Annotated in this window: 22 protein-coding genes; 18 read left to right on the top strand and 4 right to left on the bottom strand. The window is 43.2% G+C overall.

Features of this window, described 5'->3' with window-relative positions; all coding sequences use genetic code 11:
* Positions 1-22 precede the first annotated feature (22 nt).
* The 3 genes from ASL11_RS32195 (at position 23) to ASL11_RS32185 (ending at position 4,164) form a co-directional block, all read left to right on the top strand.
* Positions 23-838 (top strand): ABC transporter permease, encoded by an 816-nt coding sequence (locus ASL11_RS32195; protein WP_235550648.1) that lies wholly within the window; start codon positions 23-25, stop codon positions 836-838.
* A 39-nt stretch (positions 839-877) separates the two neighbouring features.
* Positions 878-2,119, top strand: a complete 1,242-nt coding sequence (locus tag ASL11_RS32190; RefSeq protein ID WP_063795759.1) for an amidohydrolase family protein — start codon at positions 878-880, stop codon at positions 2,117-2,119.
* Positions 2,120-2,256: 137 nt separating this feature from the next.
* The gene (locus tag ASL11_RS32185; protein WP_056624298.1) at positions 2,257-4,164 is read left to right on the top strand and encodes a sensor histidine kinase; all 1,908 of its coding nucleotides are present in this window, start codon (positions 2,257-2,259) and stop codon (positions 4,162-4,164) included.
* 41 nt (positions 4,165-4,205) lie between these two features.
* Here the strand turns inward: ASL11_RS32185 and ASL11_RS32180 are convergent, their stop codons facing one another.
* The 3 genes from ASL11_RS32180 to ASL11_RS32170 all read right to left on the bottom strand — a co-directional run bounded on the left by ASL11_RS32180 (position 4,206) and on the right by ASL11_RS32170 (position 7,740).
* On the bottom strand, positions 4,206-4,445 hold the full coding sequence (locus tag ASL11_RS32180; protein ID WP_056624295.1) for an NHLP leader peptide family RiPP precursor: 240 nt from the start codon (positions 4,443-4,445) through the stop codon (positions 4,206-4,208).
* Between the two features lie 74 nt (positions 4,446-4,519).
* Entirely contained in the window at positions 4,520-5,458 is a 939-nt protein-coding gene (locus ASL11_RS32175) for a hypothetical protein (protein ID WP_056624293.1), read from the bottom strand.
* Complete coding sequence (locus ASL11_RS32170) at positions 5,455-7,740, bottom strand: AraC family transcriptional regulator (protein ID WP_056624290.1); 2,286 nt, start codon at positions 7,738-7,740, stop codon at positions 5,455-5,457. The genes ASL11_RS32175 and ASL11_RS32170 overlap by 4 nt, the downstream gene beginning before the upstream one ends.
* Before the next feature lie 270 nt (positions 7,741-8,010).
* Here ASL11_RS32170 and ASL11_RS32165 point away from each other — a divergent pair, with 270 nt between their 5' ends.
* From ASL11_RS32165 to ASL11_RS32130, 8 genes are all read left to right on the top strand, one after another.
* On the top strand, positions 8,011-8,934 hold the full coding sequence (locus tag ASL11_RS32165) for an ABC transporter permease (RefSeq protein ID WP_082596031.1): 924 nt from the start codon (positions 8,011-8,013) through the stop codon (positions 8,932-8,934).
* 13 nt (positions 8,935-8,947) lie between these two features.
* A complete protein-coding gene (locus tag ASL11_RS32160) occupies positions 8,948-9,838 on the top strand; it encodes a carbohydrate ABC transporter permease (RefSeq protein ID WP_157257131.1) in 891 nt (296 codons plus the stop codon).
* A gap of 73 nt (positions 9,839-9,911) precedes the next feature.
* Positions 9,912-11,510 (top strand): extracellular solute-binding protein, encoded by a 1,599-nt coding sequence (locus tag ASL11_RS32155; RefSeq protein ID WP_442953115.1) that lies wholly within the window; start codon positions 9,912-9,914, stop codon positions 11,508-11,510.
* Positions 11,511-11,643: 133 nt separating this feature from the next.
* On the top strand, positions 11,644-12,084 hold the full coding sequence (locus tag ASL11_RS32150) for a MarR family winged helix-turn-helix transcriptional regulator (protein WP_056624277.1): 441 nt from the start codon (positions 11,644-11,646) through the stop codon (positions 12,082-12,084).
* A gap of 40 nt (positions 12,085-12,124) precedes the next feature.
* Positions 12,125-13,045 carry an AEC family transporter gene (locus ASL11_RS32145; RefSeq protein WP_056624274.1) on the top strand — a complete coding sequence of 307 codons (921 nt, stop codon included), beginning with the start codon at positions 12,125-12,127 and terminating at the stop codon, positions 13,043-13,045.
* Positions 13,046-13,143: 98 nt separating this feature from the next.
* Positions 13,144-13,446: a hypothetical protein gene (locus tag ASL11_RS32140; RefSeq protein WP_056624269.1), complete on the top strand. Its 303-nt coding sequence runs from the start codon at positions 13,144-13,146 to the stop codon at positions 13,444-13,446.
* A 35-nt stretch (positions 13,447-13,481) separates the two neighbouring features.
* Positions 13,482-13,850, top strand: coding sequence for a DUF423 domain-containing protein (locus ASL11_RS32135; RefSeq protein ID WP_056624735.1), 369 nt, complete (start codon positions 13,482-13,484; stop codon positions 13,848-13,850).
* A 193-nt stretch (positions 13,851-14,043) separates the two neighbouring features.
* Positions 14,044-15,903, top strand: coding sequence for a putative bifunctional diguanylate cyclase/phosphodiesterase (locus tag ASL11_RS32130; RefSeq protein WP_056624265.1), 1,860 nt, complete (start codon positions 14,044-14,046; stop codon positions 15,901-15,903).
* Positions 15,904-15,945: 42 nt separating this feature from the next.
* Here the strand turns inward: ASL11_RS32130 and ASL11_RS32125 are convergent, their stop codons facing one another.
* A complete protein-coding gene (locus ASL11_RS32125; RefSeq protein ID WP_235550643.1) occupies positions 15,946-16,440 on the bottom strand; it encodes a hypothetical protein in 495 nt (164 codons plus the stop codon).
* Positions 16,441-16,589: 149 nt separating this feature from the next.
* Here ASL11_RS32125 and ASL11_RS32120 point away from each other — a divergent pair, with 149 nt between their 5' ends.
* The 7 genes from ASL11_RS32120 to ASL11_RS32085 all read left to right on the top strand — a co-directional run bounded on the left by ASL11_RS32120 (position 16,590) and on the right by ASL11_RS32085 (position 23,908).
* On the top strand, positions 16,590-16,775 hold the full coding sequence (locus ASL11_RS32120) for a hypothetical protein (protein WP_056624260.1): 186 nt from the start codon (positions 16,590-16,592) through the stop codon (positions 16,773-16,775).
* A 445-nt stretch (positions 16,776-17,220) separates the two neighbouring features.
* The gene (locus ASL11_RS32110; protein WP_056624253.1) at positions 17,221-17,523 is read left to right on the top strand and encodes a YunC family protein; all 303 of its coding nucleotides are present in this window, start codon (positions 17,221-17,223) and stop codon (positions 17,521-17,523) included.
* A 223-nt stretch (positions 17,524-17,746) separates the two neighbouring features.
* A complete protein-coding gene (locus ASL11_RS32105) occupies positions 17,747-18,538 on the top strand; it encodes a basic amino acid ABC transporter substrate-binding protein (RefSeq protein ID WP_056624250.1) in 792 nt (263 codons plus the stop codon).
* 83 nt (positions 18,539-18,621) lie between these two features.
* Positions 18,622-19,269 carry an amino acid ABC transporter permease gene (locus ASL11_RS32100; protein WP_056624247.1) on the top strand — a complete coding sequence of 216 codons (648 nt, stop codon included), beginning with the start codon at positions 18,622-18,624 and terminating at the stop codon, positions 19,267-19,269.
* 1 nt (position 19,270) lies between these two features.
* Positions 19,271-20,002, top strand: coding sequence for an amino acid ABC transporter ATP-binding protein (locus tag ASL11_RS32095; RefSeq protein WP_056624244.1), 732 nt, complete (start codon positions 19,271-19,273; stop codon positions 20,000-20,002).
* A gap of 572 nt (positions 20,003-20,574) precedes the next feature.
* Positions 20,575-22,329 (top strand): sensor histidine kinase, encoded by a 1,755-nt coding sequence (locus tag ASL11_RS32090; RefSeq protein WP_056624241.1) that lies wholly within the window; start codon positions 20,575-20,577, stop codon positions 22,327-22,329.
* 7 nt (positions 22,330-22,336) lie between these two features.
* Positions 22,337-23,908 (top strand): response regulator, encoded by a 1,572-nt coding sequence (locus ASL11_RS32085; RefSeq protein WP_056624238.1) that lies wholly within the window; start codon positions 22,337-22,339, stop codon positions 23,906-23,908.
* Positions 23,909-23,921: the final 13 nt, after the last annotated feature.

Below are 23,921 nucleotides of genomic sequence, written 5' to 3'. Positions count from 1 at the left end.
ACGTGCAGCTTGGATGAGTCGCATGGAGGAGGGCGTGTCGTTTAGTCGCCGTTTGTTGATGCTGCTCAAACAGCTGCTGCCGCCTTTAGTTGCGTTCGTAGTCTTTATTGGCGGATGGGAGCTAATCGCAGCCTTGACGCACGCGCCAGTCTATCTCGTTCCTAAACCCTCGGATATTGTGAAAGCCGCTATCGAGAATAGGAGCGGTCTTTGGGTATCCGTGCGAACGACTACTTTCGAAGCTGTTCTTGGATTTATTCTCAGTATTATCCTAGGCATAGCGGGGGCTATTCTGCTTGCGAGTTCGAAATGGATTGAGAAAAGCGTGTACCCATACGCGATTATTTTACAAACGATCCCCATTGTTGCGATCGCACCATTGATCGTAATCTGGTTCGATGCAGGTATGAATGCGATCGTGATCATTACGTTCTTAATCGGGTTCTTCCCGATGCTATCGAATACCTTAATTGGACTTAATTCGACGGATCAAAATATGAGCAATTTGTTCTATTTGTATAATGCCAATGGCTTTCAAACAATGTGGAAACTTCGTATTCCGGCCGCGCTTCCTTATATTGTGGCGGGTTTGAAAATTTCTTGTACCTTGTCTGTTGTCGGCGCCATTGTCGGTGAATACATTGCCGGAATTGGCGGGGGGCAAGGCGGACTAGGCTATGCTATCACGTACGCAGCTGCACGATTAAAGACACCATACTTGTTCGCATGCGGGTTATCCGCTTCTGCGCTGGGGATTGTTTTCTTCCTGTTAGTGAATGCCTTTGCCAAATGGCTCCTAAGCTCCTGGCATGAGTCTGAAATGAAGCGTGATAATTAATCGCGTAGCTTTAGATATGAGGTGATTAACTTGCTTGATATGGTCTATCGTCAAATTCGTTTACTCGGTGATCATGAGTTCCAAGGACCTATAGATATCGGCGTGGCAAATGGTAAAATTGTCGCAATGGGTGAAGTTGCCGATCACGGCGAGCGAGAGGTTGATGGGACTGGGCACTTGCTGTTGCCGCCTTTCGTGGAGTCGCACATTCATCTAGATACCGTGTTAACTGCGGGGGAGCCTAATTGGAATGAGAGTGGCACGTTATTCGAAGGGATTGATCTATGGCAGAAACGAAAGCGGACACTCACGTATGAGGACGTCATGGCACGCGCGGAGAAGGTGCTTCGGATGCAAATCTCATCGGGCGTCCTTCATGTCCGGTCGATGGTGGATATATCAGATCCAAGTCTGACTGCTTTAAGAGCGATTCTCGCGCTTCGCGAGCGTGTGAAGCCTTACATGCATGTGCAGGTTATCGGCTTTCCGCAGGATGGGATTCGTGCTTGTCCAGATAACGAACGACGGCTCGAGCTTGCTTTGGAGCTTGGTGCTGACGGCATAAGTGCAGTCCCGCATCTGGAACCTACGCGATCAGAAGGAGAAGCATCCTTGGAAATCTGCTTCCGAATTGCGGAAAAGCATGGATGCTTCGTTCACGTGTTCTGTGATGAAATGGATGATCCCCACTCCACGTTCTTAGAAAATGTTGCTCATTTAGCCCTTCGTTCGGGCTTAAGAGAACGAGTAACTGCTGCACATGTGAATGCGACAGCCTATTATAGTGAAGCTTATTTTCAGAAAATACTGGGCCTCGTGGCCAGATCTGGTATTCATATCGTGTGCTGTCCGCTGATCAATAGCGCTATGCAAGGGCGATTCGACAGCAATCCCAAAGGTCGTGGTATTGCTCGCATCAAGGAGATGTGGCAGGCTGGCATCAATGTAAGTATTGCTCATGATGATATTCGGACGCCATTCTATCCCTTAGGAACGGGAAATATGCTGCAAGCAGCTCATATGGCTGCACATCTTGCCCATATGACGGGGCGCCAGGAACTAGATGAGCTCGTTCGGATGATTACCCTGCGAGCTGCCAAAACGTTACAACTTAAGGATTACGGTATTGGCTTAGGCCTACCTGCTAGTTTCATTATGCTTCCTGGTGAGGCGGCAATGGATCTTATTCGCGGGCAACCTCCATGCCGTAATGTCGTTAGTCAGGGTCAACTTATTACCGAAACCTTGCCAGCCAAAACGTTTTGGTTCACAGACAATTAAGGAGCGCTCGCCTGTTGGAATGTGGCGAGTGTTTCATTTTGTTTGTATAATGTTTACCTAGTTAAGAAGGAAAGCACATAACCCCGTCGAATTCATTTAATGTAAATTACTTACAGTCATCGGGGGAAGGTGAATACATGCAGCATTGGCTTCAAAAACATCATTTGCGATGGAAAATAGGGTTAGTTTTCTTGTTTGGCTTATTATTTATGGCTAATCATGTGATGGCGGAGCAGCCCGATGGTGTGAAAACGATTCCAAACTGGGAGATGAAGTGGGGGGGGGCCGATGATAAAGTTCAAGATATCATAGCTTCGTCAGATAAAGATCAATGGATGTCGATCGAGAGCGGAGCGGAAATGCCGGATAAACCAAAAGATGTTTCTACTGCTTGGGTCCGTATCCAACTACCGGAAAATCTTCCTAAGGACTTTGGCTTGTATATCGATGGTATTTATGCACAACAGGTATCGGTTTACATAGGTGGTAGATTACTTAATGAAGTGAAATTTGACTTTCCTTATGACGAACAACGGAGTTTGCTTCCTATAAGCGCGGAGGACGGTGGGGGGAGTGTTTACTTAAAGCTTCAGACAAGCATGGAGCGGTTGGGCATACATTCCGATATCCAATTGGATCATTATACCTCCTTGACACATACATTCATATTTCGCGATTTGCAGAATATCATCCTCGGGTTTGCTTTTCTATTCATTGCTGTCATTATGCTGATTTGTTCACTCTTTCTCAAACAGAAACAACGGGCAAGCTGGATTTCACTTAGTTTAATTATTCTTACATTAGGTACGATCTTTCTTACCTACTCCCCTTTTCTTTATGCTAATTTCACACCTTTTGGTGCTTTGATTCTGAATATTTTTGATGTTTCTTTAGCCATATTTTTGCCATCACTTATTTATTTTTATGAGAAAATATTTGACAATGGCAAATTTAAATGGATTCGTATTTTCCGGAAATTTCAGATTGCCTATTCAGCTTTCTGTATTATTTTGATGTTATTTAATCAGGTCAATCAATTTCAGTTTATCGAAACGTATTTATTTTTCACACTGACCATGCTAAGTGTGATTATGATTTTTGAGTTTATTTTAATTATTAGTCTGTCCATTGTTTTTGTTATTCGAGGAAACAGAGAGGCTGTTATTTTCTCTTCAGGTTTCGCTATATTTGCATTGATGGGGATCTTTGATCTTATTCTTTACTATAGTAATAATCAAAAGTATCAGTTCTTCCTATGGAAATTTGGTGTGGTTGGATTTATTATTGCACTCATCGTGATATTGGGTAGGCGTTTCGCAATCAATCAGGAGCAGATGTCGAACTATTCGAAGGAATTGGAATTTTATAATCATCAGCTGCAGCTATCAGAGAAGATGGAGATGATTAGCTCCTTAGCGGCCTCGGTCGCACATGAAGTCAGGAATCCCTTACAAGTTACAAGAGGGTTTTTGCAGCTTGTTGCGGCTCGAACGGATGATAAGAACAAGGAATATATGACGATAGCGATCGAAGAACTGGATCGGGCTTCGGTGATTATCACAGACTTTCTTACATTTGCGAAGCCGCAGCTGGATGAAATCGTCGAATTGAATGTCAGCAAGGAAATTGGTCAAATAGAAGGAATCATTGTTCCATTAGCAACATTGAATGGCGGTCAGATTATCGTCAATGTTCCTTCTGATTTACATATTTTCGGGAATTCTTCGAAGCTTAAGCAAATTTTGATTAACATTATCAAGAATAGTATCGAAGCGTTTCAAGCGGATGGGCAAATACATATTTGGGCTTATGAGAAGAATGAAGAAGTATTCATACATATCAAGGATAATGGTGAGGGAATTGAGCCCATGCAGCTGAGAAAATTAGGCGAGCCTTACTATTCCACGAAGACGAAGGGGACGGGACTAGGGTTAATGGTGACGTTTCGGTTGATCGAGATTATGAAGGGGCATATTGAGTTTAAAAGTCAAAGATTCTTAGGTACAGAAGTAATTATACGTTTCCCAAATGTGACAATAAATTAAGAAAAGGTGTTCCGCTAATGGCGGGACACCTTTATTTTATTTTACCAAACTGCTGCTACGGCATCAGATGTAACAAGAATCTTAGATGGATTTGTAGGGATTACTAGAACGAATTCTGTCGAAGTTTCTTCAACAGCTTTGACTTTGATGTCGTCTGGGAGTGTAATGTTAAATGCTTGTTTCAGCGCTGCTTTCGGGTTGGCTAGAAGTTGTTGTTTAAAGGCTTCATCTTCCCAAGCTTTTTGAATAATTTTGGCTTTTACGCTATCATTTGTGGACATTTGTATTCACTCCTAGTCATTTGGGTAATTTTTCCTACAAATAAAAGTATACCACGATCATATCTATTAATCTATCAAAATCTATCAGAATTAGACAAAAAATAGTAGAACCCACCAGAGACTAAAGTCGCCCTTCGCTCTTTGATTTCTTGGGCTACCCGATGGATATTTTGCACGAGAGAATCATGGAAGGCAAACAGTTGCTCCATGCCTACTGACAAGGTTAGCAGGTGCTCGTGATGAGAGTCAGCAGTCTTTCCGTAATCGGCGAAGAAGTCATGGACATAGAGTTGCTGCTTAATCATTTCAGGCGTTAGTGTATCTACTGTCGAAAGCTGTAATTGCTTGCGGATAGATGCGATTAAGCAATTATATGATCCATCTACGAGATCCTCTTCCCAGTCTGACCAGTCATCTAACATTTGAAGGGTTACAAGTGTTTGTTCAACGGCATTGGTAACTACAGGGATGAGATCATCTTGGTTGGCAAGTAGTAATGCCCCTGTACTGGCATTTTTAACTGGACTAGCTTTCTTGGCAATTTGAAATTTGTCCTCATGGAAATAATCGGATTGTCGTTCATTTGTGACACTTTTCGACCATTCTAGGATATAGGTTTCGTAATAGTCCCAGAAGGGGGAATCTGAAGGGAATAGCTCTCGATAAATCGAGAGGAATTGGACATGGAATAAGTTGGCGAGTGGCAGCTTGCTTGCGTGTTCGCCTTTGTTAGCGTCCATAATATCATCTTGTATGAAATAGTACAGCATGACAAAGATATTCGCTAGAGAAAGCTTGTTAAACGATTCTGCAGGCAGCTTGCAGATGTCTTTCATCCAATACGGAAGAAGATAACAAATATAATTCTTGCTGCTACCTTCTTGAGTGGGATCAAACTTAGCTAAATAGGTAAGACCTAGCTGGTCCAATGGAGAAGGGAATTGGCGTACAGCATCCTTTGCTTCTGCAAAAATAAGATGTAATTGATTCTTGTGATCATGGAGCCAATTCATCGTTCTTCAATTCCTTTCTGTTGGAGCGTATTCTCATATTTGAGTTGTTTGCGGAAATCATTCGGTGTAATCCCATTATACTTTTTAAATAAACGATAGAAATAAGAGTCGCTCGTAAAGCCTGTCTTCTCCGCAATTTCAGCAACGGAAAGTGAAGAGTTTAAAAGCAAATCTTTGGATTTGCTCATCCGCACATCTTGAATCACATCGGTAATGGCAGCCATCGTGTGCTGTTTGTACAACCGGCTAATATAAATGGAAGACATCGCGAGTTCATCGGCAATCGAGTTAAGCGACAAGTTCTGATTCGCATAATCCCGATCAATGATGTCGTTCATTTTCTTGATCAGCTCCACATGCTTAGAGCTTCTTTTCTCATCGAGTTTTTTCTGAAGCTGCTTGAATACGTCAATGAACTGCGCGTTAATTTCTTCAATGGTCTCGACGTGGGTCAGAGAAGCGACAGCAGCATCCAAATAAAGGGGGAAGGCTAGCGCATTATTCTTGTTAATCGTTGTTAGTACATTATTAACGGTTAAGGTGAGGTGGGAGATGGCCAAGTGGACGACCGTGTAAGGATATAGTGATGTTTCATTCACGATGTCGGTATAAAGCAGTTCGGCCTCTTCCGAATCGCCTGTCATGAGGCAATCGACGAGTTGTTTTTCCTTCTGAGATGGGAATTTGTACTCCTTGGTGCGGTACGCAATGATTTCATCTGACCAAATGATGCAGCCATGTCCTCTAAATAAACGATGGTAAGAGGCCTCGAGCAGTTGCTTATAGAGCTGGAAACACGGTATCGCTTCGTCTTGGAGCGGGCTTACTGTAATCGATACGGATAATTTAATGAAGGAAGAAATGGATGCTTGCATATTTAGAAGTAACTCAGTGAAATGTACAGGTTCCCATGTGAAGTCCGTTTCTTTCGCAGAGAGAAGCAACAAAATATGGTCATCTCCCATATCGATGCCTTCCGCGTGAAAGGTGGAGGCGCTGATTTCGGTACCGATATTCATGATGGCATAGCGTAATAAGGTAAGTTGATCTTTATAAGTTCGAATGTTTTCTTCATATTTATCAATTTTAACCATGAGAAGTAGAGCCGGATGATCAATGGTGATTTTGGATCCGAAATAGGATAATTTCGATTTCAATGCCTGAGGGTGGTAGGCATCTCTGCCCAACATAATATTTCTCAGGAAATTTTGTCGTAAAATTTGCAGGTTGTCACGCTTTTCTATTTCTAACGTTTTTAAGCTTCGAATGACCTTATCAATTGGACCGAATAATCGTTTGGACATGAAGAACGAAATGAGCAGCCCGAGTAGAAGAATGCTAAGTGAGATATAAATGGTTTTGAGACGCATGTCTCTGATCTCTTTTGTGATAATGGTGTAAGGGGTTGTGCGAACGTAACGCCATCCTAGAGAATCAGGAGCTGTATACGAAATCAAAGACTTATTCTCATTGACGTTATCGACCAAATAACCCGGTGAAGAAGCATTAGCGATAATTTTCTGGATGTAGCCTTTATCTGCATAATTGGAAAGTACAGGATTGGATCCATCTGTGGAGATCAGAACGCCTTCTTTATTAATAATAAATTCGTTGCTTGCCCGATTGTTTGCGATTTTTTTCAATGACTTATTGAAGAAGGACTCTGAGATATTGACGACAACGGCTGAATTCAAAGAATTATTCAAATTGATGGCATCATAGCACAAATAGGAATAGATCCCGACAGTTGTGGTTTGGAGTGAGCTTACATTAGTTGACTTGAAGGTTCTTGGAATCGGTAAGAAAGGAATGTAATCCTGAAAATGATCGAGGATATCGACCATGCCAGGGTCGCCAAGATTGGCTTTTGTTTGGATGCCGCTCTGAAAGTTATTCGAGCTGACGTAGAAAAGCTCTGAGTTTCCGTTATACACATAAATGGAATCAATAAATGGCATTGCTAGCCGATATAAATTCAATTGAGCCATGCTGCCTTGGACATCATAAATATCTGGTTTATCGTAAAACAACAATTTACTGATGACGAAATCACGATAAATTTGAAAAGACAGGGAGGTTGCAGTCTCTGTTATCGTCCGAATTTCTTGACTGGTTTGGAGCAAGGAGTTGGAGTCGGATTCATACACTTGCTTCAGCGCAATATTGTCGAAGTTGACATAAAGAATCGTAGAGGAGACAAGCAAGGTAATGACAATGGATAAAACAATACTGAGAAGTATGTTGCGATACATAAATTTGCTCTCTTGATTTCGAAGTATCAAGTTATCCGTCCCCCTTAGGTAAAAAAAGTATATCCCAACTTTATTCGGCTTGCAATGGAATCGGAGATCTCAAGGGCTGAAAAAGCACTATAAACGCCGAATTCTCCATGAAAGTTTACATTGTGCATATGCCGTTTAGACGGTTTTGGGTGGGTTCGTTCATAAATGTTAGCAGATCTTCAGTATCCTTGACGGAACGATTCTGTCTATAATTCGAGTATGGCAACCGACAAGATAACAGGACATATTAACGCAGGGAGGTTTACCAGCATGATCCGGAAGAAAGGGTTTTTCTATGAGTTAAACAAAAATAAATTGTTGTTTCTCATGATAGCGCCAACATTGATTTTCTTCTTTATTAATTCGTACGTACCGATGGTTGGGATCTACTTCGCATTTACCCGGTTTGATTTTAATGGGGGACTTTTCGGAAGTCCATTTGTAGGACTTGCGAATTTCGAATTCTTATGGAAATCAGGTGTGCTGTGGACGTTAACGCGGAATACGGTTGCTTACAATCTGGCATTTATCGTGTTCTTAAATGCGACAGCCATCTTTTGCGCCATCCTATTAAGTGAAATGACAGGGAAGTTTTTCAAGAAACTTACGCAATCCGTGATGTTCTTACCTTATTTTATTTCATTTGTTCTCCTGAACGCAATCGCTTACAACATGTTTAATTATGATACTGGCTTTGTAAATACGACACTTAAATCCTGGGGGTCTAACCCGGTAGACATCTATAACACACCTTCTTCATGGGTTTTTCTGCTGATTATGTTCTATGTATGGAAGAATGTGGGCTACACGATGGTGATCTATCTCGCCACGATAACAGGCATTAGTGATGAGTATTACGAAGCGGCAACGATTGATGGCGCGAACATCTTTCAACGGATTTGGTACATAACGATTCCAATGCTAAAGCCTACCTTCATTATATTGCTGTTATTCGCACTAGGCAGCATTATGAAAGGTCAATTCGATCTCTTCTACCAATTAATTGGGAATAACGGGATCTTATACAATGCAACCGATATCTTGGATACTTACGTTTTCCGCTCTTTGAAGGTTACGTTTGACATCGGGATGGCGACTTCAGCGGGATTGTTCCAGTCGATCTTCGGTTTTGTACTTATTATGACTGTGAACTATCTGATTAAAAAATCAAATGATGAATATGCACTTTTCTAGGAGGTGACTGCACTTGCGTACCAGAGGAATTGATTCCGTTACATTCAACATTATTGCCTATCTTGTCATTATCGCATTTTCTGTGATCTGTTTGTTTCCCTTCCTTCTCATCATTTCTGGTTCACTAACGGATAATGAATCCATTATACGAGATGGATATCACCTCATACCGAGTGTCTTTTCATTGACAGCCTACAAGGCGGTTCTAACATTCCCTGAAAAAGTATTAACAGCTTACGGGGTTACGATCTTTGTGACGGTGGTCGGGACGGCGCTAGGGTTGTTCATGATGACGATGGCCGGTTACGTGCTGCAAAGGAAAGATTTTAAATATAGGAATAAGCTTTCCTTCTATATTTACTTTACTACGCTTTTCGGTGGTGGCCTTGTCCCTTGGTACATCATGATGACGAAATATCTGCAGTTAACAGATACGTACGCTGCACTGATTTTCCCAGGGCTCATGTCTCCCTTCCTTATTATATTGATGCGCAGCTTCATTAAGTCATCTATTCCAGAAGAGTTAACAGAGTCTTCGAAGATTGACGGCGCGAATGACTTCACGATTTATTACCGTGTTGTTCTTCCGCTAGCTATGCCTGGGATTGCCACTGTTGGATTATTCCTGGCTTTACATTATTGGAACAGCTGGTTTTCGACATCGCTCTTCATTAATGATCAGAATAAATACGAGCTGCAGTATTTCTTGTATAACATCATTAATACGGCTGCTGCGGTTTCACAGCTGGGTGTCAGTACGGGAGTAACGATGAGTCAGGACATTCCATCGGAATCTACCAAACTAGCAATGGCTATTATCGTAACTGGCCCGATTTTATTCCTGTATCCATTCGTTCAACGATTTTTCGTTAAAGGCCTAACCATAGGCGCTGTAAAAGGTTAGAACTGTAACGGAGTTATTCCGTCAGCTAACATAGATGGTTTGACCTATTAAATTATGCATAAATAAAGGGAGGATTTACATGAAAAGTAATGCGAAAAAGATGTACAGTGTGTCAATGGCATTAGCGCTTGCCGGTTCCGTTGTTGCAGGGTGTAGCAGTTCCACGTCCACAAGTTCGCCAAGCCCTTCCGCAGCAGCAGCAACGAAAGCACCAGAAACTACAGCAGCAGCGGCTACAGCTAAGCCAGCAGGAATAGACACATCGAAGAAAGTAGAATTGCAATTCTATATGTTAGGACCTGCACCGAAGGATCTTCCAGTCATTGAGGAAGAAATTAATAAGCTAGCCTTGAAGGATCTGAACGCGACGGTTAAATTCAATTTCACAACGTGGACGGATTGGGATCAGAAATATAAGTTATTATTATCTTCCGGCCAAGCGGTTGATTTGATCTTCACAGCAGAGTGGACGCAATACCAATCCTATGCCAAAAAAGGAGCTTTCCTAGCACTGGATGAGTTGCTTCCGAAAGCAGCGCCTAAATTGAATAGCTTCGTACCAAAGGACATGTGGGAAGCTGTCAAAATTGATGGCAAAATCTACACCGTTCCTGCCACTTATAAAGAATACGTAACGACAGGGTTTATCTGGCGTGAAGATCTCAGAGAGAAATTCAATTTGCCGAAACCGGATTCCCTTGCTAATTTCGAAGCGTATCTAGCTGGAATTAAGAAAAATGTACCTGACATGGTACCATTGGCAGCGAATAGTGATGTAAAAGGCAGTCTATCTGATCAATACAAAAACTTAACCATCGATCCCATTGGAGCCGTTCCTTATGGGTTAAACATTGGATATAAAACGCCATCAGAGGTTAGCTTGTACTGGGGGTCTGCTGAGCACTTAAATGAGCTGAAAGCGATGAAAAAATGGCAGGATGCCGGCTACATTACGAAGAACGTTTTGAACACGAAAGATGCAATGACGGATTTGATTACAAGCGGTAAAGCAGCAGCCAATCTAGGAGATAACCCTAGCCGCTTCAATGATCAAAAGTTGAAAATTGCTTCTACACACCCAGACTGGAAGCTTGAGTACTACCCAGCACCCATGATTAAAGGTCATGCTGAGCCGGTTCACCCGATCCACAATGGCTTTGCGATTCCAAAAAGCAGTAAAAACGCTGAGCGTGCACTTGCCTTTTACGAAAAAATGGTAACAGACAAAACGTATAATCAGTTGACTGAATACGGTATCTTAGGCAAAAACTACACCGTTGATAATGGTTACTACACCATGATCGGTGACACGAACAGCAATGGTTTCCCTAGAGAAGCTATGCAGGGCTGGGCATGGAGAAATCCTGAGTTTATGTTATTTGATAAAGGATACGATGGCGTGAAAAAGATCTTCACTGATCTGGATAAAATTGCAACACCTGATAAATACACAGGCTTTGCAGAAGACTACACGAGCTATCAAGCAGAAAGAGCGGCATTAGAGCAAGTGGAGAAACAATATCTGTATCCTCTTGAAGCAGGTCTCGTTGCGGATGTTGAAGGCGGATTGAAAACATTTATGGAAAAAGCCAAAGTAGCAGGACTTGATAAAATCCAAGCTGAATACAAGAAACAATGGTTGGAGTATGTGAAAAGTCAAAATATTAAATAAGTAAACTTGAAAACGCGGATGTGTGCCCGATGGATGGGTGCTCATCCGCGTTTTGTATTGACAGTCGGAGACTTTTTGTTTAAATTGGAAGCAAATCGATTGTTCACAATATGACGGAGGAAAGGAAACGACTATGAGCAGTAATGAATTTTTGAAGCTGGAGAATCAGCTTTGTTTCAGCCTATATGCGAGCTCCAGAGCGATCACTCGGATGTATCGCCCTTTTCTTGAGGAGCTTGGTATCACGTATCCGCAATACTTGGTTCTGCTTGTGCTCTGGGAGCAAAAGGAGAGCACAGTGAAGGAGCTTAGTGAGAAGCTAGATCTGGACTCCGGAACACTGACCCCGATGCTGAAAAGAATGGAAGCGCAGAAATTGCTCGTTCGGAACCGTTCGCAGGAAGATGAGCGGGTCGTCCTTATTCGCATCACAGAAGCCGGACTAGCCCTCTACGACCAGGCGCTGTGCATTCCGCAGACACTATTCGCTTCGAGTGGTTTATCACCGGAAGAAATTGCGAATTTCAATGCGCAGTTGAAACGAATTATCACAAGCGTTAATGCCTCCATGTAAGGAGCATCATGGGGATTCTCGATGAATTGAGGCTATTGCAATGAATTATTTCGTGTATATTTTAATTAATAATATTGTTCCGATTTGTATCATGATCGCGATTGGTGTGACCATGTATCGAGCCTTTCAAATTGACATTCGCACACTCTCGAAGCTGAACTTTTATGTATTTTCGCCAGCGCTTGTTTTTGTAAAGCTGTATGAATCCGAAATGAGTCTCTCTATCCTCATGCAGGTGCTTTTATTTTTTGTCATTTTCTTCAGCCTTTTATTTGCAATCATTGAAGTGATCATCCGCATACAGAAGCTGCAGCGCGGCATGCGGATCGCCATGCGAAATAGTGTTATTTTCTACAATAGCGCGAATTATGCGCTGCCACTCAATCAAACCGTATTTGGCGGCAACGCCTATACACTAGCTATCCAGATCGTTATTATGATTATGCAGACGCTTATCCCTAATACTTACGGAATTTACACGTTAAATGCACATAAGGCTACTTGGAAAGCGACGATGAAAACGATTCTTTCGTTACCTGTCATTTATGCCATTCCAATAGCACTCTTATTGCGTTATTATCATGTGCCTGTGCCATCTTCGATCGACATCCCGTTGAACTACATCGCAAATGCCTTTATGGCCACAGCGTTGTTGACGTTAGGCGTACAGCTTGGTGCCATGAAATGGACATTTCAGTTCTCGAATGTATTATTGTCGAATATGCTGCGCTTGGCGATAGGTCCGTTGTTAGGTTTTCTGGTTGTGTGGATGTTGGGGATTGAAGGATTGACCGCGAAGGCGTTGATTCTGTCCTGCGCAGTTCCTACGTCATTAAGTAGTGTACTCCTTGCTATTGAGTATGAGAATGAGGCTGAGTTTTCTTCACAGGCAGTCTTTACTTCGACACTATTTAGCATGTTTACGATACCAATTGTCATCTATTTGTTGGATTTTATTTGAACATTGTGGGGAATCATGAAACTAGCAGGAATATCGACAATTTTCGGCGAATGGGTATATATACCTAAATACATCCAATTCGAGGGGGATTTTTTACGATGAGATACCAATTTTGCCAGTACGTCACGATTGTCGATATGAATGATGAGATTTTGTCCAAGGTGATATTTGAACACGGAGAATTCGAATCGAATGCAGTCTCCATTGGTTCTTCCGTTTTGATTCATCAACTAGGTTTGAAGCAGTTCGATGTTGTCTATGACAAGCGTGAGGGAAAGACGATTCGTTATAAGATCGAAGATATTGAAGTCAATTTAATCGAGCAGCCTACCGTTACGCGTGTTTTCTTGGAGCCTGTTCGTTTAATTGTAGGCCAACATGATATTGGTGAAGTCGAGTAGTTCATTACAGCAGTGAAAGGAAATAAAGTCTTATGATGAAATTGTTTATGATCTTAGGAAGCTTGAATGCTTTCCTATCTGTCGCATTAGGTGCGTTTGGCGCCCACTATTTAAAAACGAAAATACCTGATAAGATCGACGTGTTTCAAACAGGCGTTCATTATCACATGATACACGCGATTGCTTTACTCGTGATCGCGCTGCTCTCTGACAAGCTAGGAAATACTTCCCTGGTGAATGCCTCAGGTTGGGCCATCTTCATCGGAATTATCTTGTTCTCAGGTAGTTTGTATGGATTAAGCTTGACAGGTATTAAAGCCTTTGGACCTATAACTCCGCTAGGCGGATTAAGCTTCCTTGTCGGTTGGACCCTGTTAGCCATTGCGGCGTTTAAATTAAATTAGTCGAAAAGAGCCGGAGAAATCTGGCTCTTTTTCGCGTTTCATGGCAAGTTAGCAGGAAATGGCACAACCTTTGTAGAAAGTAAACAGTGATTGGTAGTGTGCGCGAGATTAATTTACATCATTTGGGAGCTAGGGTCGGACATCTACGAAAGGCTTCCCTATCGAACATAGAATTATAAAAGGAGGCGAATTCGTGAACAATCGGCTCTATATTGGCGTATATGTCGTCGTAGCCATATGCGTTAGCATTTTCGTAAAGCCGTACGCCCCATGGATTTGTCTCTTGGGCGCACTCGCACTACTTTATGTATTGCGTGCTAAGAACTCGCTGCGTCAAGCGCAGATACCCAAGGAACTCCCGAGAGATCATGCGTATCTAAGTGTACTGGATTCACTATTTGAGCATAATCCCAATGCGATCGGGATATTTAATGATGAAGGTAAATTCATTCGCATGAACCAAGCAGTAGAATCGATTCTGGGATACTCGGTCACAGACCTGCTGCATCAACCTTTTACGGACATTGTAACGGAAGAACAGTTGGAGCTAACCGAGTGGCAATTGCAGCAAAGTCGCAACGGAATTCCATATACCTTTGATACGTCGGTGCTGCACCAGCGCGGTTATCGCGTCGATTTGCACGTAACCGCTGTTCCAGTCGATATTCATCACCATTCCAAAGGTAATATTCTGATTTGTCAGGATATTACGGAACGTAAACGTGGCGATGAGCAAGTCCGTTATATGGCCTATTACGATGATATGACGGGCCTTCCGAATCGACGGTTATTTAAAGATCATTTGAACGAACGACTGCGACAATGTAAAGAAGAAGGAAATAAGGTCGCGGTGTTTTATTTGGATATTGATCGCTTCAAGCTTGTAAATGATAGCTTTGGACATGACTATGGCAACATGCTGCTGCTTCAACTCGCAGAACGGTTCACTCGCTGTTTGACCGCTGAGGATTTCCTGGCGCGTACGGAAGGTGACGAATTTGCCTTTTTCTATTCCAATGTAGAAGATGTGAATGATGTGATGACCGTCATTGCCGAAATCAATCGTGTCTTGGAGAAGCCCTTCCTCCTTGAACAGTATGAGCTGCATGTCACGGCAAGCATTGGTGTCGCCATTTCCTCGGAAGATACAGATGAGGCTGACGTATTAATGAAATATGCGGATATTGCATTAGCCAGGGCCAAAGAGAAAGGTCGAAACGATTTTCAGATATTCAATTCGGATATGAAATCTGTTTCGATTAATCGTTTGAGGCTGGAGAATGAGCTGCGCAGAGCGTTAGTTAATGAAGAATTCGTACTATACTACCAACCTCAAGTGGATATAGGATCGGGGCGAATTGTTGGTGTAGAAGCTTTAATTCGGTGGAATCACCCGGACAAGGGAATGGTTATGCCTAATCATTTTATCCCATTAGCGGAAGAAAGTGGTTTGATTGTACCGATTGGCGAGTGGGTGCTCCGTGCGGCATGTAAGCAAAATAAAACATGGCAGTCTGAAGGGTATGCCCCTATTCCGATCTCCGTGAATTTATCGATGAGACAGTTTTTTCAGCATAATCTGAAAGGGAAAATAAGCCATGTTCTTGAGCAGACTGAGCTGGATCCGCGATATTTGGAGTTGGAAATTACTGAAAGTATGACGATGGATGTGGATCATGCCATTCAATCACTTCTTGAATTGAAAGAGCTTGGTGTGAATGTGAGTATCGACGATTTCGGTACTGGCTATAGTTCGCTTTATTATTTGAAGAAATTTCCGATTGATAAGCTGAAGATTGACCGCTCCTTCGTACGCGATATCATGGTAGATCCGAATGACGCAGCCATTGTTGCGACCATTATCGCCATGACGCACCATTTGAATCTGAAAGTTATCGCGGAAGGTGTAGAGACAGAGGATCAATTGAAATTCTTATATCAGAATCGATGCAACGAGGTTCAAGGTTATTGGTTTAGTCCTCCTGTTGATCGTTTAGATCTGGAGCATATGCTGAGGCATGGTATTTCAGTTGCAGCTGCGTCAAGTGAATAGAAAAAGGTACCCTTGCAGATCGATTGCAAGGGTACCTTTTATTCAATTTGTTGCCACGTAGTCATCAATTTCATTTAACTTGAACAGATATACCTTCTTCTCATCAACATGATAGACAGTTACATTCTGGCTGCTCGCGTCAAAATTGAGGATTCGACAAGGGAGGTTTAATTTAATTCCCTGCGCTTTGACCACCGTCAAACGAATCAAGGTATTGTTCGTTTTGAAACTCTCTAACTGCTCAACAATGTGCTTCGCGGCTTCAGTTGGGTTCGTTCTGCCAGTTGTGGTTGGCGTAGGAACGACAGTTTTTTTATTTGTATGTAAGGAAGCTGGACTTCCTTGTTTCGTATTCAATTCAATAAGTTGACCGAGCTGGATACCTTTAAGGATTTGATAATCTTTGATCGCGTCTACATTTAACAAATGAAGGAGCTTTTCCATTGCTAGGCCATTGGTTTGATCTTCAATTAAAATCTCTACGGTGAATAAATGTCCTTGCTTCGGACTTGTGTTTGAATCCCGTTGGTTCATCATAGCCTCCTAACTGCACTGAAATCGCACTCATCTTAACTATATCATGATATCATTAGCAAATGTAGCCTCGTTTTCATAAATGGCTCTTTCCCTTAGTAATTTGGAGCAAATGTGAGTAGAGAAAATAAATCGATATGGGAGGTACCACCTTGGATGATTATACAGCAAGAGAAGACCTGAGATTAAAATTGATAGAGGCAGAAGCCATTCTCAAAGAAGCCGAAGAGGAATATGCTTTATTTGTAAAGCAATTAAAAGTGTATGAAGACGTTATTAAAGAACAGAAAGAAAAAATTCGCATGATTAAAGCAACATCCCATTTCCATCTCCAGTAAATCTGTAAGAATACCGCATGAAGGAAGGTTGCGCTATGAAATGGATCGTACTTGTTATTGTCCTATTGAGTGTGCTTCTTTTGATTTATAGACTAACTTTTAAAATTAGAGATAAGGTTGAGACGACGAAAATTATACAGATGTCACTTCACGGGAAGCGAGTATCCAAAGTGAATAAACAAATGTGTTCGTTTTGTCGTAAAAAGGATAAGAAGCTGAGTTTCTATTCAGACGAACAAGGGAGAGTTGTAGGCGTTTGTCCAGTATGTAGACCTCAAGCCGAGCGGAGAGCTCTAATGAGGTTATGAAATGGTTATGAATTAGCCTTATTTCACGAATTCGCAATAAAATGGAAAAACACACAGAATCTTTACAGTGACCTCACACCGTACTAGCCGCAGGCGCATATACTACCGTAAGACTGCGAAGAGGAGCTGTGCAGAGCATGATGCGCGTAGAACCCATTCTTCTTGAAGGACATACAGCAATCGCGATAGAGGTTAAATTGCCGAAAACGACCTTGCTAGTGGTGACAACGGATAAAGGTTATATTATGTGTGGTGCCCTCGACGTGGCGCTGCTAAACGAGCGATTAAGTGACAGGAATATTGTAGCGGCGCGAGCCACCGGGGTTCGAACGATCGAGGAGCTGTTGGAAGCACCGCTTGAATCAGTAACCTATACGGCGGAAGACCTAGGTATTGTAGCTGGGATGACTGGACGAGAAGCGATACTTAAAATGATGTAAAACAATTTAACGGCAAGCTCGAGCGCTTGGGTCTCTAAGACCTAAGCGTTTTTTGCATCATGCAAGATGACAAAGCGTCGTGTGCTGTCTGTGCATGAAACTGAAAATGCATAAAAATTCATACTTCCTGCAATTTCCTTGCTTTTTTTACACATAAAAGTGTTGTTATTTTATTGACCAAGTGTTAATATATGATTCGTCCATTACATAGAACGGGGGAAAAATGATGAAAAAATTAATGATTTCTGTGGTAGCAGCAGCTCTAGTTTTAACAATGGCAGGTTGTGGCTCGAAAGATAGTGGTGGCACGAAAGTTAAATTTGCAACAGATGCAGCCTATGCACCGATGGAATATATGGATAAAGACAAGGTGGCAGGTTTCGATATTGACTTCCTTGCTGAAGTGATGAAAGAAGCAGGTCTAGCTTATAGCGTGACTAACACGGGCTGGGACACAATGTTGACGAGTGTTCAACAAGGTAAAGAGTATCAAGCCGGTATTTCCAGCGTATCGATAACGGATGAGCGTAAACAAACGTATGATTATACTGCTCCTTATTTCGAGTCAACAAACATGATTCTTGTTAAAGAAGGCAGCCCGATTAAAAGTGCACTTGATTTGAAAGATAAGAAAGTAGCGGTTCAAATCTCTACTACGGCTGATACGCTTATGACGAAAATCATGGGTGGCGATAACAAATCCCTAAAACGTATGGATAATAACACGCTTGCTTTGATGGAACTTGAAAGTAACGGTGTAGACGCGGTTGTTGCGGATATTGCTATTATTCGTGAGTATGTTAAAAATAATCCAAACAAAAAATTCGTTTCGATCGCTGACGCGAAAAACTTCGAATCCGAGTACTACGGTATCTTGCTTCCTAAAGGCAGCGACCTGAAAGCGAAGCTGGATCCTGCGATCAAAAAAGTAATTGAGAACGGCAAATATGCAACAGTGTACAAAAAATGGTTTGGTCAAGAGCCAGATACGAAAAAATTGCTCGATCAAAAATAAAAGTTCAAAAGCATGCGTGACTTAACCTTACGCATGCTTTTGTTCTGTGAGTAGCAGAATAATTAATGGAAAGGAAGTGTGGAATGGATTTTCGGTTTGATATTATTCTTGATTATGTCCCCTTGCTGCTGAAAGGTACGCTATGGACGATTGGTATTTCCATTCTCTCCATCTGTTTCGGGTCTGTATTGGGTCTGGCAGTTGGTTTAGGTAAAATGTCACACCGCGGCTATTTGAGATGGCCGACAAGTATATATGTTAACTTTTTCCGCGGCACACCGTTGCTGGTTCAAATATTGCTTGTTCACTTTGGGGTTGTTCCTTTGTTTTTAGGGTCAACGAACCCGATCATTGCATCGATTGTTGCCCTATCTTTGAATTCAGCGGGTTATATGGCTGAGATTTTCCGTGCAGGCATTCAATCGATTGATAAAGGCCAGACAGAAGCCGCGCATTCTCTGGGCATGACGCATTTCCAAACGATGAAATCGGTTATTTTACCCCAAGCAATCAAAAGGATGATTCCACCTTTCGGGAATGAATTTATCGTACTCATCAAGGATTCCTCGTTGTTCGCCATTATTGCGGCGCCTGAGTTGATGTATTGGTCGAACGCGATGCGCAGCCAATATTTCAAAGTGTGGGAGCCGTATCTGACAGCTGCACTTATTTATTTCATCCTTACTTACTCTCTTAGCAAGCTTCTTGGCTATATCGAAAGGAGAGTATAATATGACAGCTTTAATCGAAGTAAAGAACTTGAAAAAAGCGTTCGGAGATAACGTTGTTCTTCGTGACATTAGTACGGAAATTCGACACCAAGAGGTACTGGTTGTAATTGGCCCCTCCGGATCAGGGAAATCTACGTTCTTACGTTGCTTGAACCTGCTGGAGCAGCCCAATGGTGGAACGATTACGATTGATGGCCGCAATCTCATGGACCCTGCGAACAAAATTAACGAGATACGTATGGAGTTAGGTATGGTTTTTCAGCGGTTCCATTTATTTCCGCATATGAAGGTTATTGATAATATTATGCTTGCGCCGATCCAGGTACGGAAATGGCCGGAGGATAAAGCACGGAAGAATGCTTTGGAGCTTTTGGCCAAAGTCGGACTCGCAGACAAAGCGAACGCACTTCCAGATTCTTTATCCGGTGGTCAGGCGCAGCGTGTTGCGATTGCACGTGCACTTGCGATGGAGCCGAAGATCATGTTGTTCGATGAACCGACTTCAGCACTGGATCCCGAAATGGTTGGTGAAGTACTCAACGTTATGAAACAGTTGGCCAAAGAAGGTATGACAATGGTCGTCGTGACGCATGAAATGGGCTTCGCGCGTGAAGTAGGCGATCGCGTCATGTTCATGGAGCAAGGTGTTATTGTGGAGGAAGGCAGTCCGAAACAAATTTTTGAGGCACCGACTCAGGAACGTACGAAATCGTTTTTGTCCAAAGTGCTATAGTGATATATATGAGGAGGCTCGCGCTTAGCGCGGGCTTTTTTTTCGTAAGTTGGTCGCAAATAGAATTGGGGCTGGAGAGGGATCCTGAGTGGAAACATGTCGGAAACGTGTGCGGGACCGTGTGCTCAAGCGATTAGATGGATTTTATACAGTAAAATTCTTGGAATCTCCGATCAAACGCAGAATAGATGGAGAACATACAGTTAATTTTAACCATTGTACTCGATTTGAAAAAAGGAGGCAGTTTTAACTACATGTTTTCCAGTTAATTCGAGATTTCGAGTAAATTACTCGAAAATAGCTGTATGTTTTACAGTTAATATAACTGTGTAGCTCGTGTAGAGTACGTAGAGCACAAATAGCTAGCACTAGCCTTTCCCAACCTACAAAGTTTACCAACAACGCCGGCGCACCTAAATTTCATATCTGTATAATTGAAAGCGTTATTATTAATGCTGAAGAGTCAATTACAGCATTTCAAGCAAAAAATGAAGCTACAAAAATTTCCAATATGCTATGATAGAAAATAAGTTCATTCAGATAACAATTCAGTCGAAAATGAAAGGTGACGTATGCCATCGTTGTTCTCTCACCTCACGAATCGATTCCAACTTCGTGTGTTACTCTATGTATTTCTGGCGATTTCCCTGCCAGTAGGACTTGTGCTGTATGTGGGCTATCAGCAGTTCTCCTCTTACATGAACAAAACGGTCCTGCATGCCGTGGATGTACAACATGATCAAGTCATCACGGGATTACAGCAAGAATTAGGTTATATAGTTGAAATGACGCATCGACATGCAGCGGATTACGGTCTTATCTCGTATACGAAACTCAATGATTCTTCCTCACAGGCTACGAAAGAACTGAGTACCTATGTGAATAACTTGCTATCCGAGCAAATGGTGCATACACGATATATCGAGCAAGTATGTCTGACCGTTCAGTCAACCAATAGAACGTTATGTGCGCATACTGGGGAAACAGATGGAGCACTCCTTACACAAGTGAAACGTACGAACAAACGTTTTGAGTCATTAGGAGAAGAATCTAGTCGGTATAACGTCTATCTAATGACCTATTCAGAGTCAATTACAGACAGTTCAAGTACCCAAGAACTTGGTAAACTTACAATTTGGATGAATATGAACAAGGTTTGGAAGGAGTTCACTGTAAAGAGTCCAACACATACCTATGTATTGATGGATCCAGATCAACGGGTGCTGTATCGAGAAGGTGTTTACACCGGGGATTTGCTGCAAGGAGCAGGTCCGCAAGTTGGCAGCGTGTATAGGGATGGGACAATGATTCATTCGGTGAAACAAATGGAGGTTATCGGGAATACTCCGTGGCTATCGTATTATGAGGCGCCTAGGCCAGAAGGTCTTCTAGATGTATTTCCTAACTTCCGTACTTGGCTCATCGCCCTCATCACTTTCATAATCGCACTCAGCCTAGGTGGGTTACTCCTCTTTATCAACGCTGTGACTAAGCCGCTTTATGTTCTGAAAGCATTAATGAATCGTGCAGAGCGAGGTGATCTGAGGGCCTACTGGACGTTCAAAAGTTCTGATGACTGGACGCAAGTAGGCGAGAGCTACAATCAGATGTTGAATCGATTGGAAGATTTAATTAAGCAAGTGAAACGGGAGGAATCTCTGAAGAAAGAAGCTGAAATGGAAGCGCTCCATTATCAATTGAACCCCCACTTTCTCTACAATACATTGAATACGATCAAATGGGTGGCCAAAATCCATAAGACACCTCAGATCTCAGAGGTGGTTAGTGCGTTAGTTCGCCTTTTGCAAGCTAGCTTAGGTAAAAAAGGGGACTTTATCACCTTACGTGATGAAATTGGTTTAACGCATGATTACATGGAAATTCAAAGATTTCGTTACGGGGATCGCATTCAGATTGATATGCAAATAGATGACATCACATTAGGTTGTTTAGTTCCCAGGATGCTATTACAACCGCTGGTGGAGAACGCGATTATTCACGGTATTGGGCCAACCAAGCGTGAGGGCGTTATTACGATTCGGACATGGTTGGATCGCGATCTATTATTTTGCCAAGTTGAAGATAATGGGGTTGGCATGCAAGTCGAAGAGGGCGGCTCCGTTTGGAATGCGGTGGCAGCAACTGGCACTGGAGGTGCGCAGGCTGATCTTATGCTGAAGGAGCGAATGAGTGGTGTGGGGATTTCGCATATTCGAGAGAAAATAAAACTGATCTATGGACCCGAGTACAAAATGCATATTAGCAGTAAACCCGGCGAAGGAACCACGGTTCGCATGTTTCTTCCCATTCATCAAGGTGAGGAGTGAAGCGTACATGAATGTGCTTGTGGTGGATGATGAACCTATCATTCGGCAAGGTTTGCGTGAGCTGGTAGATTGGGAACATTTCGGCTTTACGTATGCGGGTGATGCTGAGGATGGCATAGAGGCATACGAGCTTATTGATACCTTACATATCGACATCGTTATAACTGATCTCATTATGCCTCGAATGGATGGCTTGGCATTAATCCGAAAGCTCAAAGAATGTTCAAGACCGATCAGCAGTGTTGTCCTGAGCTGTATGGATGACTTCACTTATGTCAAAGAAGCGATGAAGCTGGGAGCCAAAGACTATATTCTAAAACCAACGATGGAGCCCGAGTCGTTAATGGACATCCTGGTTGGCGTTAAGCGCGATCTAGAAGTACAGCGAAATGAGCGTAGGGAGCAGGGGCTGCGAGAGCTGGAGCTTGCCTCGACCCTGCAGATGCAGATTTCTACCCGACTGCAGGCATATCTGCAGTCGGGGGTTGGCGAAGCGGAGCTGCAGGCTGAGCTATTTGGCGTATCAGCAGGAAGCTCAAGGGCAGATGCAGCAGCTAGCAGCTTAGTCAGCCTGCTGCTGCACACCGGTGCCAGCGCCGCTACCAAGGGCTGGCACTGGACCGGCTGCCTCGCGGCGCTGCCGCTGGCCGCGGACAGCGTGCTGCTGCTCATGCCCGTGGCAGCAGCAGCCACAGACGGCGGCGCCCTCGCCGCTGCCGCAGCGCTCGAGTGCGCTGCGCAGGTCCGGCTCGCAACCGCGCCGGACTGGTTCATTGGAGCCGGCGTCGTCTTACGCCGGCTCCAAGATGTGCAGCCTGCTGCGGCGCTTCATGCGCAGCAGCTGCACGAGCGATTCTACGGCATGAGCCGGAATCGCCGAATTGTGCTTGCGCCGGAGGCCGTAAGCAAGCCAACTGCAGCGCTGCCGTATGACATACGCAGCGACCTGCTGCGCTGTATCGTGCACGATAACAGCGAGGGGTATCTGCATCACGCGGACGTTCTCTGCGCGCGACTGAGGGAGCAGCGCCCAGAGAAGGAGCGGGTGCTGCCTTTTATCCAAGAGCTGCTCGCGTTAGCAGCTGGCTATGCGCGCGAACGCGGCTATGCGGAGATTGAACGTTATGAAGAATTGTTCGTGCATAACAAAGCACTTCATCCATGCGCCAGCTTTGAACAGGTAAAGCTGTTTCTAATGCAAGCGATGAGCATGCTTAGCGAGCATCAAATGGCGCTTGGGAACGATCAGAAGCATCGCTCCAATAATCCGTTTATTCGAAAGGTACTCACGTATATGCAAGAGAACTTTGCCTCGCCAATCAGCACATCGGACATGGCTGATCATGTCAGGCTCAGCCGCAGCTATTTAAGTGATTTATATAGTAAGGAAATGGGAGAATCTCTGAGCGAAACGCTGACTCGAATTCGAATGGAAGAAGCGAAGCGGAGGCTGCGTGCGGGCGAAATGAAAGTATATGAAGTAGCAGATGCCGTTGGCTTTCCTGATGCCAAAACATTTGCAAAAACGTTCAAGCGTGTTGTCGGTTGTTCACCGAAAGAGTTCGAGAAGCCGAATTAGACTGGTATTTCCC

Source organism: Paenibacillus sp. Soil750, from assembly GCF_001428045.1.
Classification (GTDB): domain Bacteria; phylum Bacillota; class Bacilli; order Paenibacillales; family NBRC-103111; genus Paenibacillus_E; species Paenibacillus_E allorhizoplanae.
This window is presented reverse-complemented; position numbering and strand designations above follow the sequence as displayed.

Bases quoted from the DNA above. Each gene is read 5' to 3' on its own strand.
- ASL11_RS32195 (WP_235550648.1), top strand. From the start codon at position 23: ATGGAGGAGGGCGTGTCGTTTAGTCGCCGTTTGTTGATGCTGCTCAAA.
- ASL11_RS32180 (WP_056624295.1), bottom strand. From the start codon at position 4,445: ATGTCCACAAATGATAGCGTAAAAGCCAAAATTATTCAAAAAGCTTGG.
- ASL11_RS32185 (WP_056624298.1), top strand. From the start codon at position 2,257: ATGCAGCATTGGCTTCAAAAACATCATTTGCGATGGAAAATAGGGTTA.
- ASL11_RS32165 (WP_082596031.1), top strand. From the start codon at position 8,011: ATGATCCGGAAGAAAGGGTTTTTCTATGAGTTAAACAAAAATAAATTG.
- ASL11_RS32095 (WP_056624244.1), top strand. From the start codon at position 19,271: ATGACAGCTTTAATCGAAGTAAAGAACTTGAAAAAAGCGTTCGGAGAT.
- ASL11_RS32110 (WP_056624253.1), top strand. From the start codon at position 17,221: ATGATGCGCGTAGAACCCATTCTTCTTGAAGGACATACAGCAATCGCG.
- ASL11_RS32135 (WP_056624735.1), top strand. From the start codon at position 13,482: ATGAAATTGTTTATGATCTTAGGAAGCTTGAATGCTTTCCTATCTGTC.
- ASL11_RS32100 (WP_056624247.1), top strand. From the start codon at position 18,622: ATGGATTTTCGGTTTGATATTATTCTTGATTATGTCCCCTTGCTGCTG.
- ASL11_RS32140 (WP_056624269.1), top strand. From the start codon at position 13,144: ATGAGATACCAATTTTGCCAGTACGTCACGATTGTCGATATGAATGAT.
- ASL11_RS32085 (WP_056624238.1), top strand. From the start codon at position 22,337: ATGAATGTGCTTGTGGTGGATGATGAACCTATCATTCGGCAAGGTTTG.
- ASL11_RS32090 (WP_056624241.1), top strand. From the start codon at position 20,575: ATGCCATCGTTGTTCTCTCACCTCACGAATCGATTCCAACTTCGTGTG.
- ASL11_RS32125 (WP_235550643.1), bottom strand. From the start codon at position 16,440: ATGATGAACCAACGGGATTCAAACACAAGTCCGAAGCAAGGACATTTA.
- ASL11_RS32150 (WP_056624277.1), top strand. From the start codon at position 11,644: ATGAGCAGTAATGAATTTTTGAAGCTGGAGAATCAGCTTTGTTTCAGC.
- ASL11_RS32190 (WP_063795759.1), top strand. From the start codon at position 878: ATGGTCTATCGTCAAATTCGTTTACTCGGTGATCATGAGTTCCAAGGA.
- ASL11_RS32145 (WP_056624274.1), top strand. From the start codon at position 12,125: ATGAATTATTTCGTGTATATTTTAATTAATAATATTGTTCCGATTTGT.
- ASL11_RS32105 (WP_056624250.1), top strand. From the start codon at position 17,747: ATGATGAAAAAATTAATGATTTCTGTGGTAGCAGCAGCTCTAGTTTTA.
- ASL11_RS32175 (WP_056624293.1), bottom strand. From the start codon at position 5,458: ATGAATTGGCTCCATGATCACAAGAATCAATTACATCTTATTTTTGCA.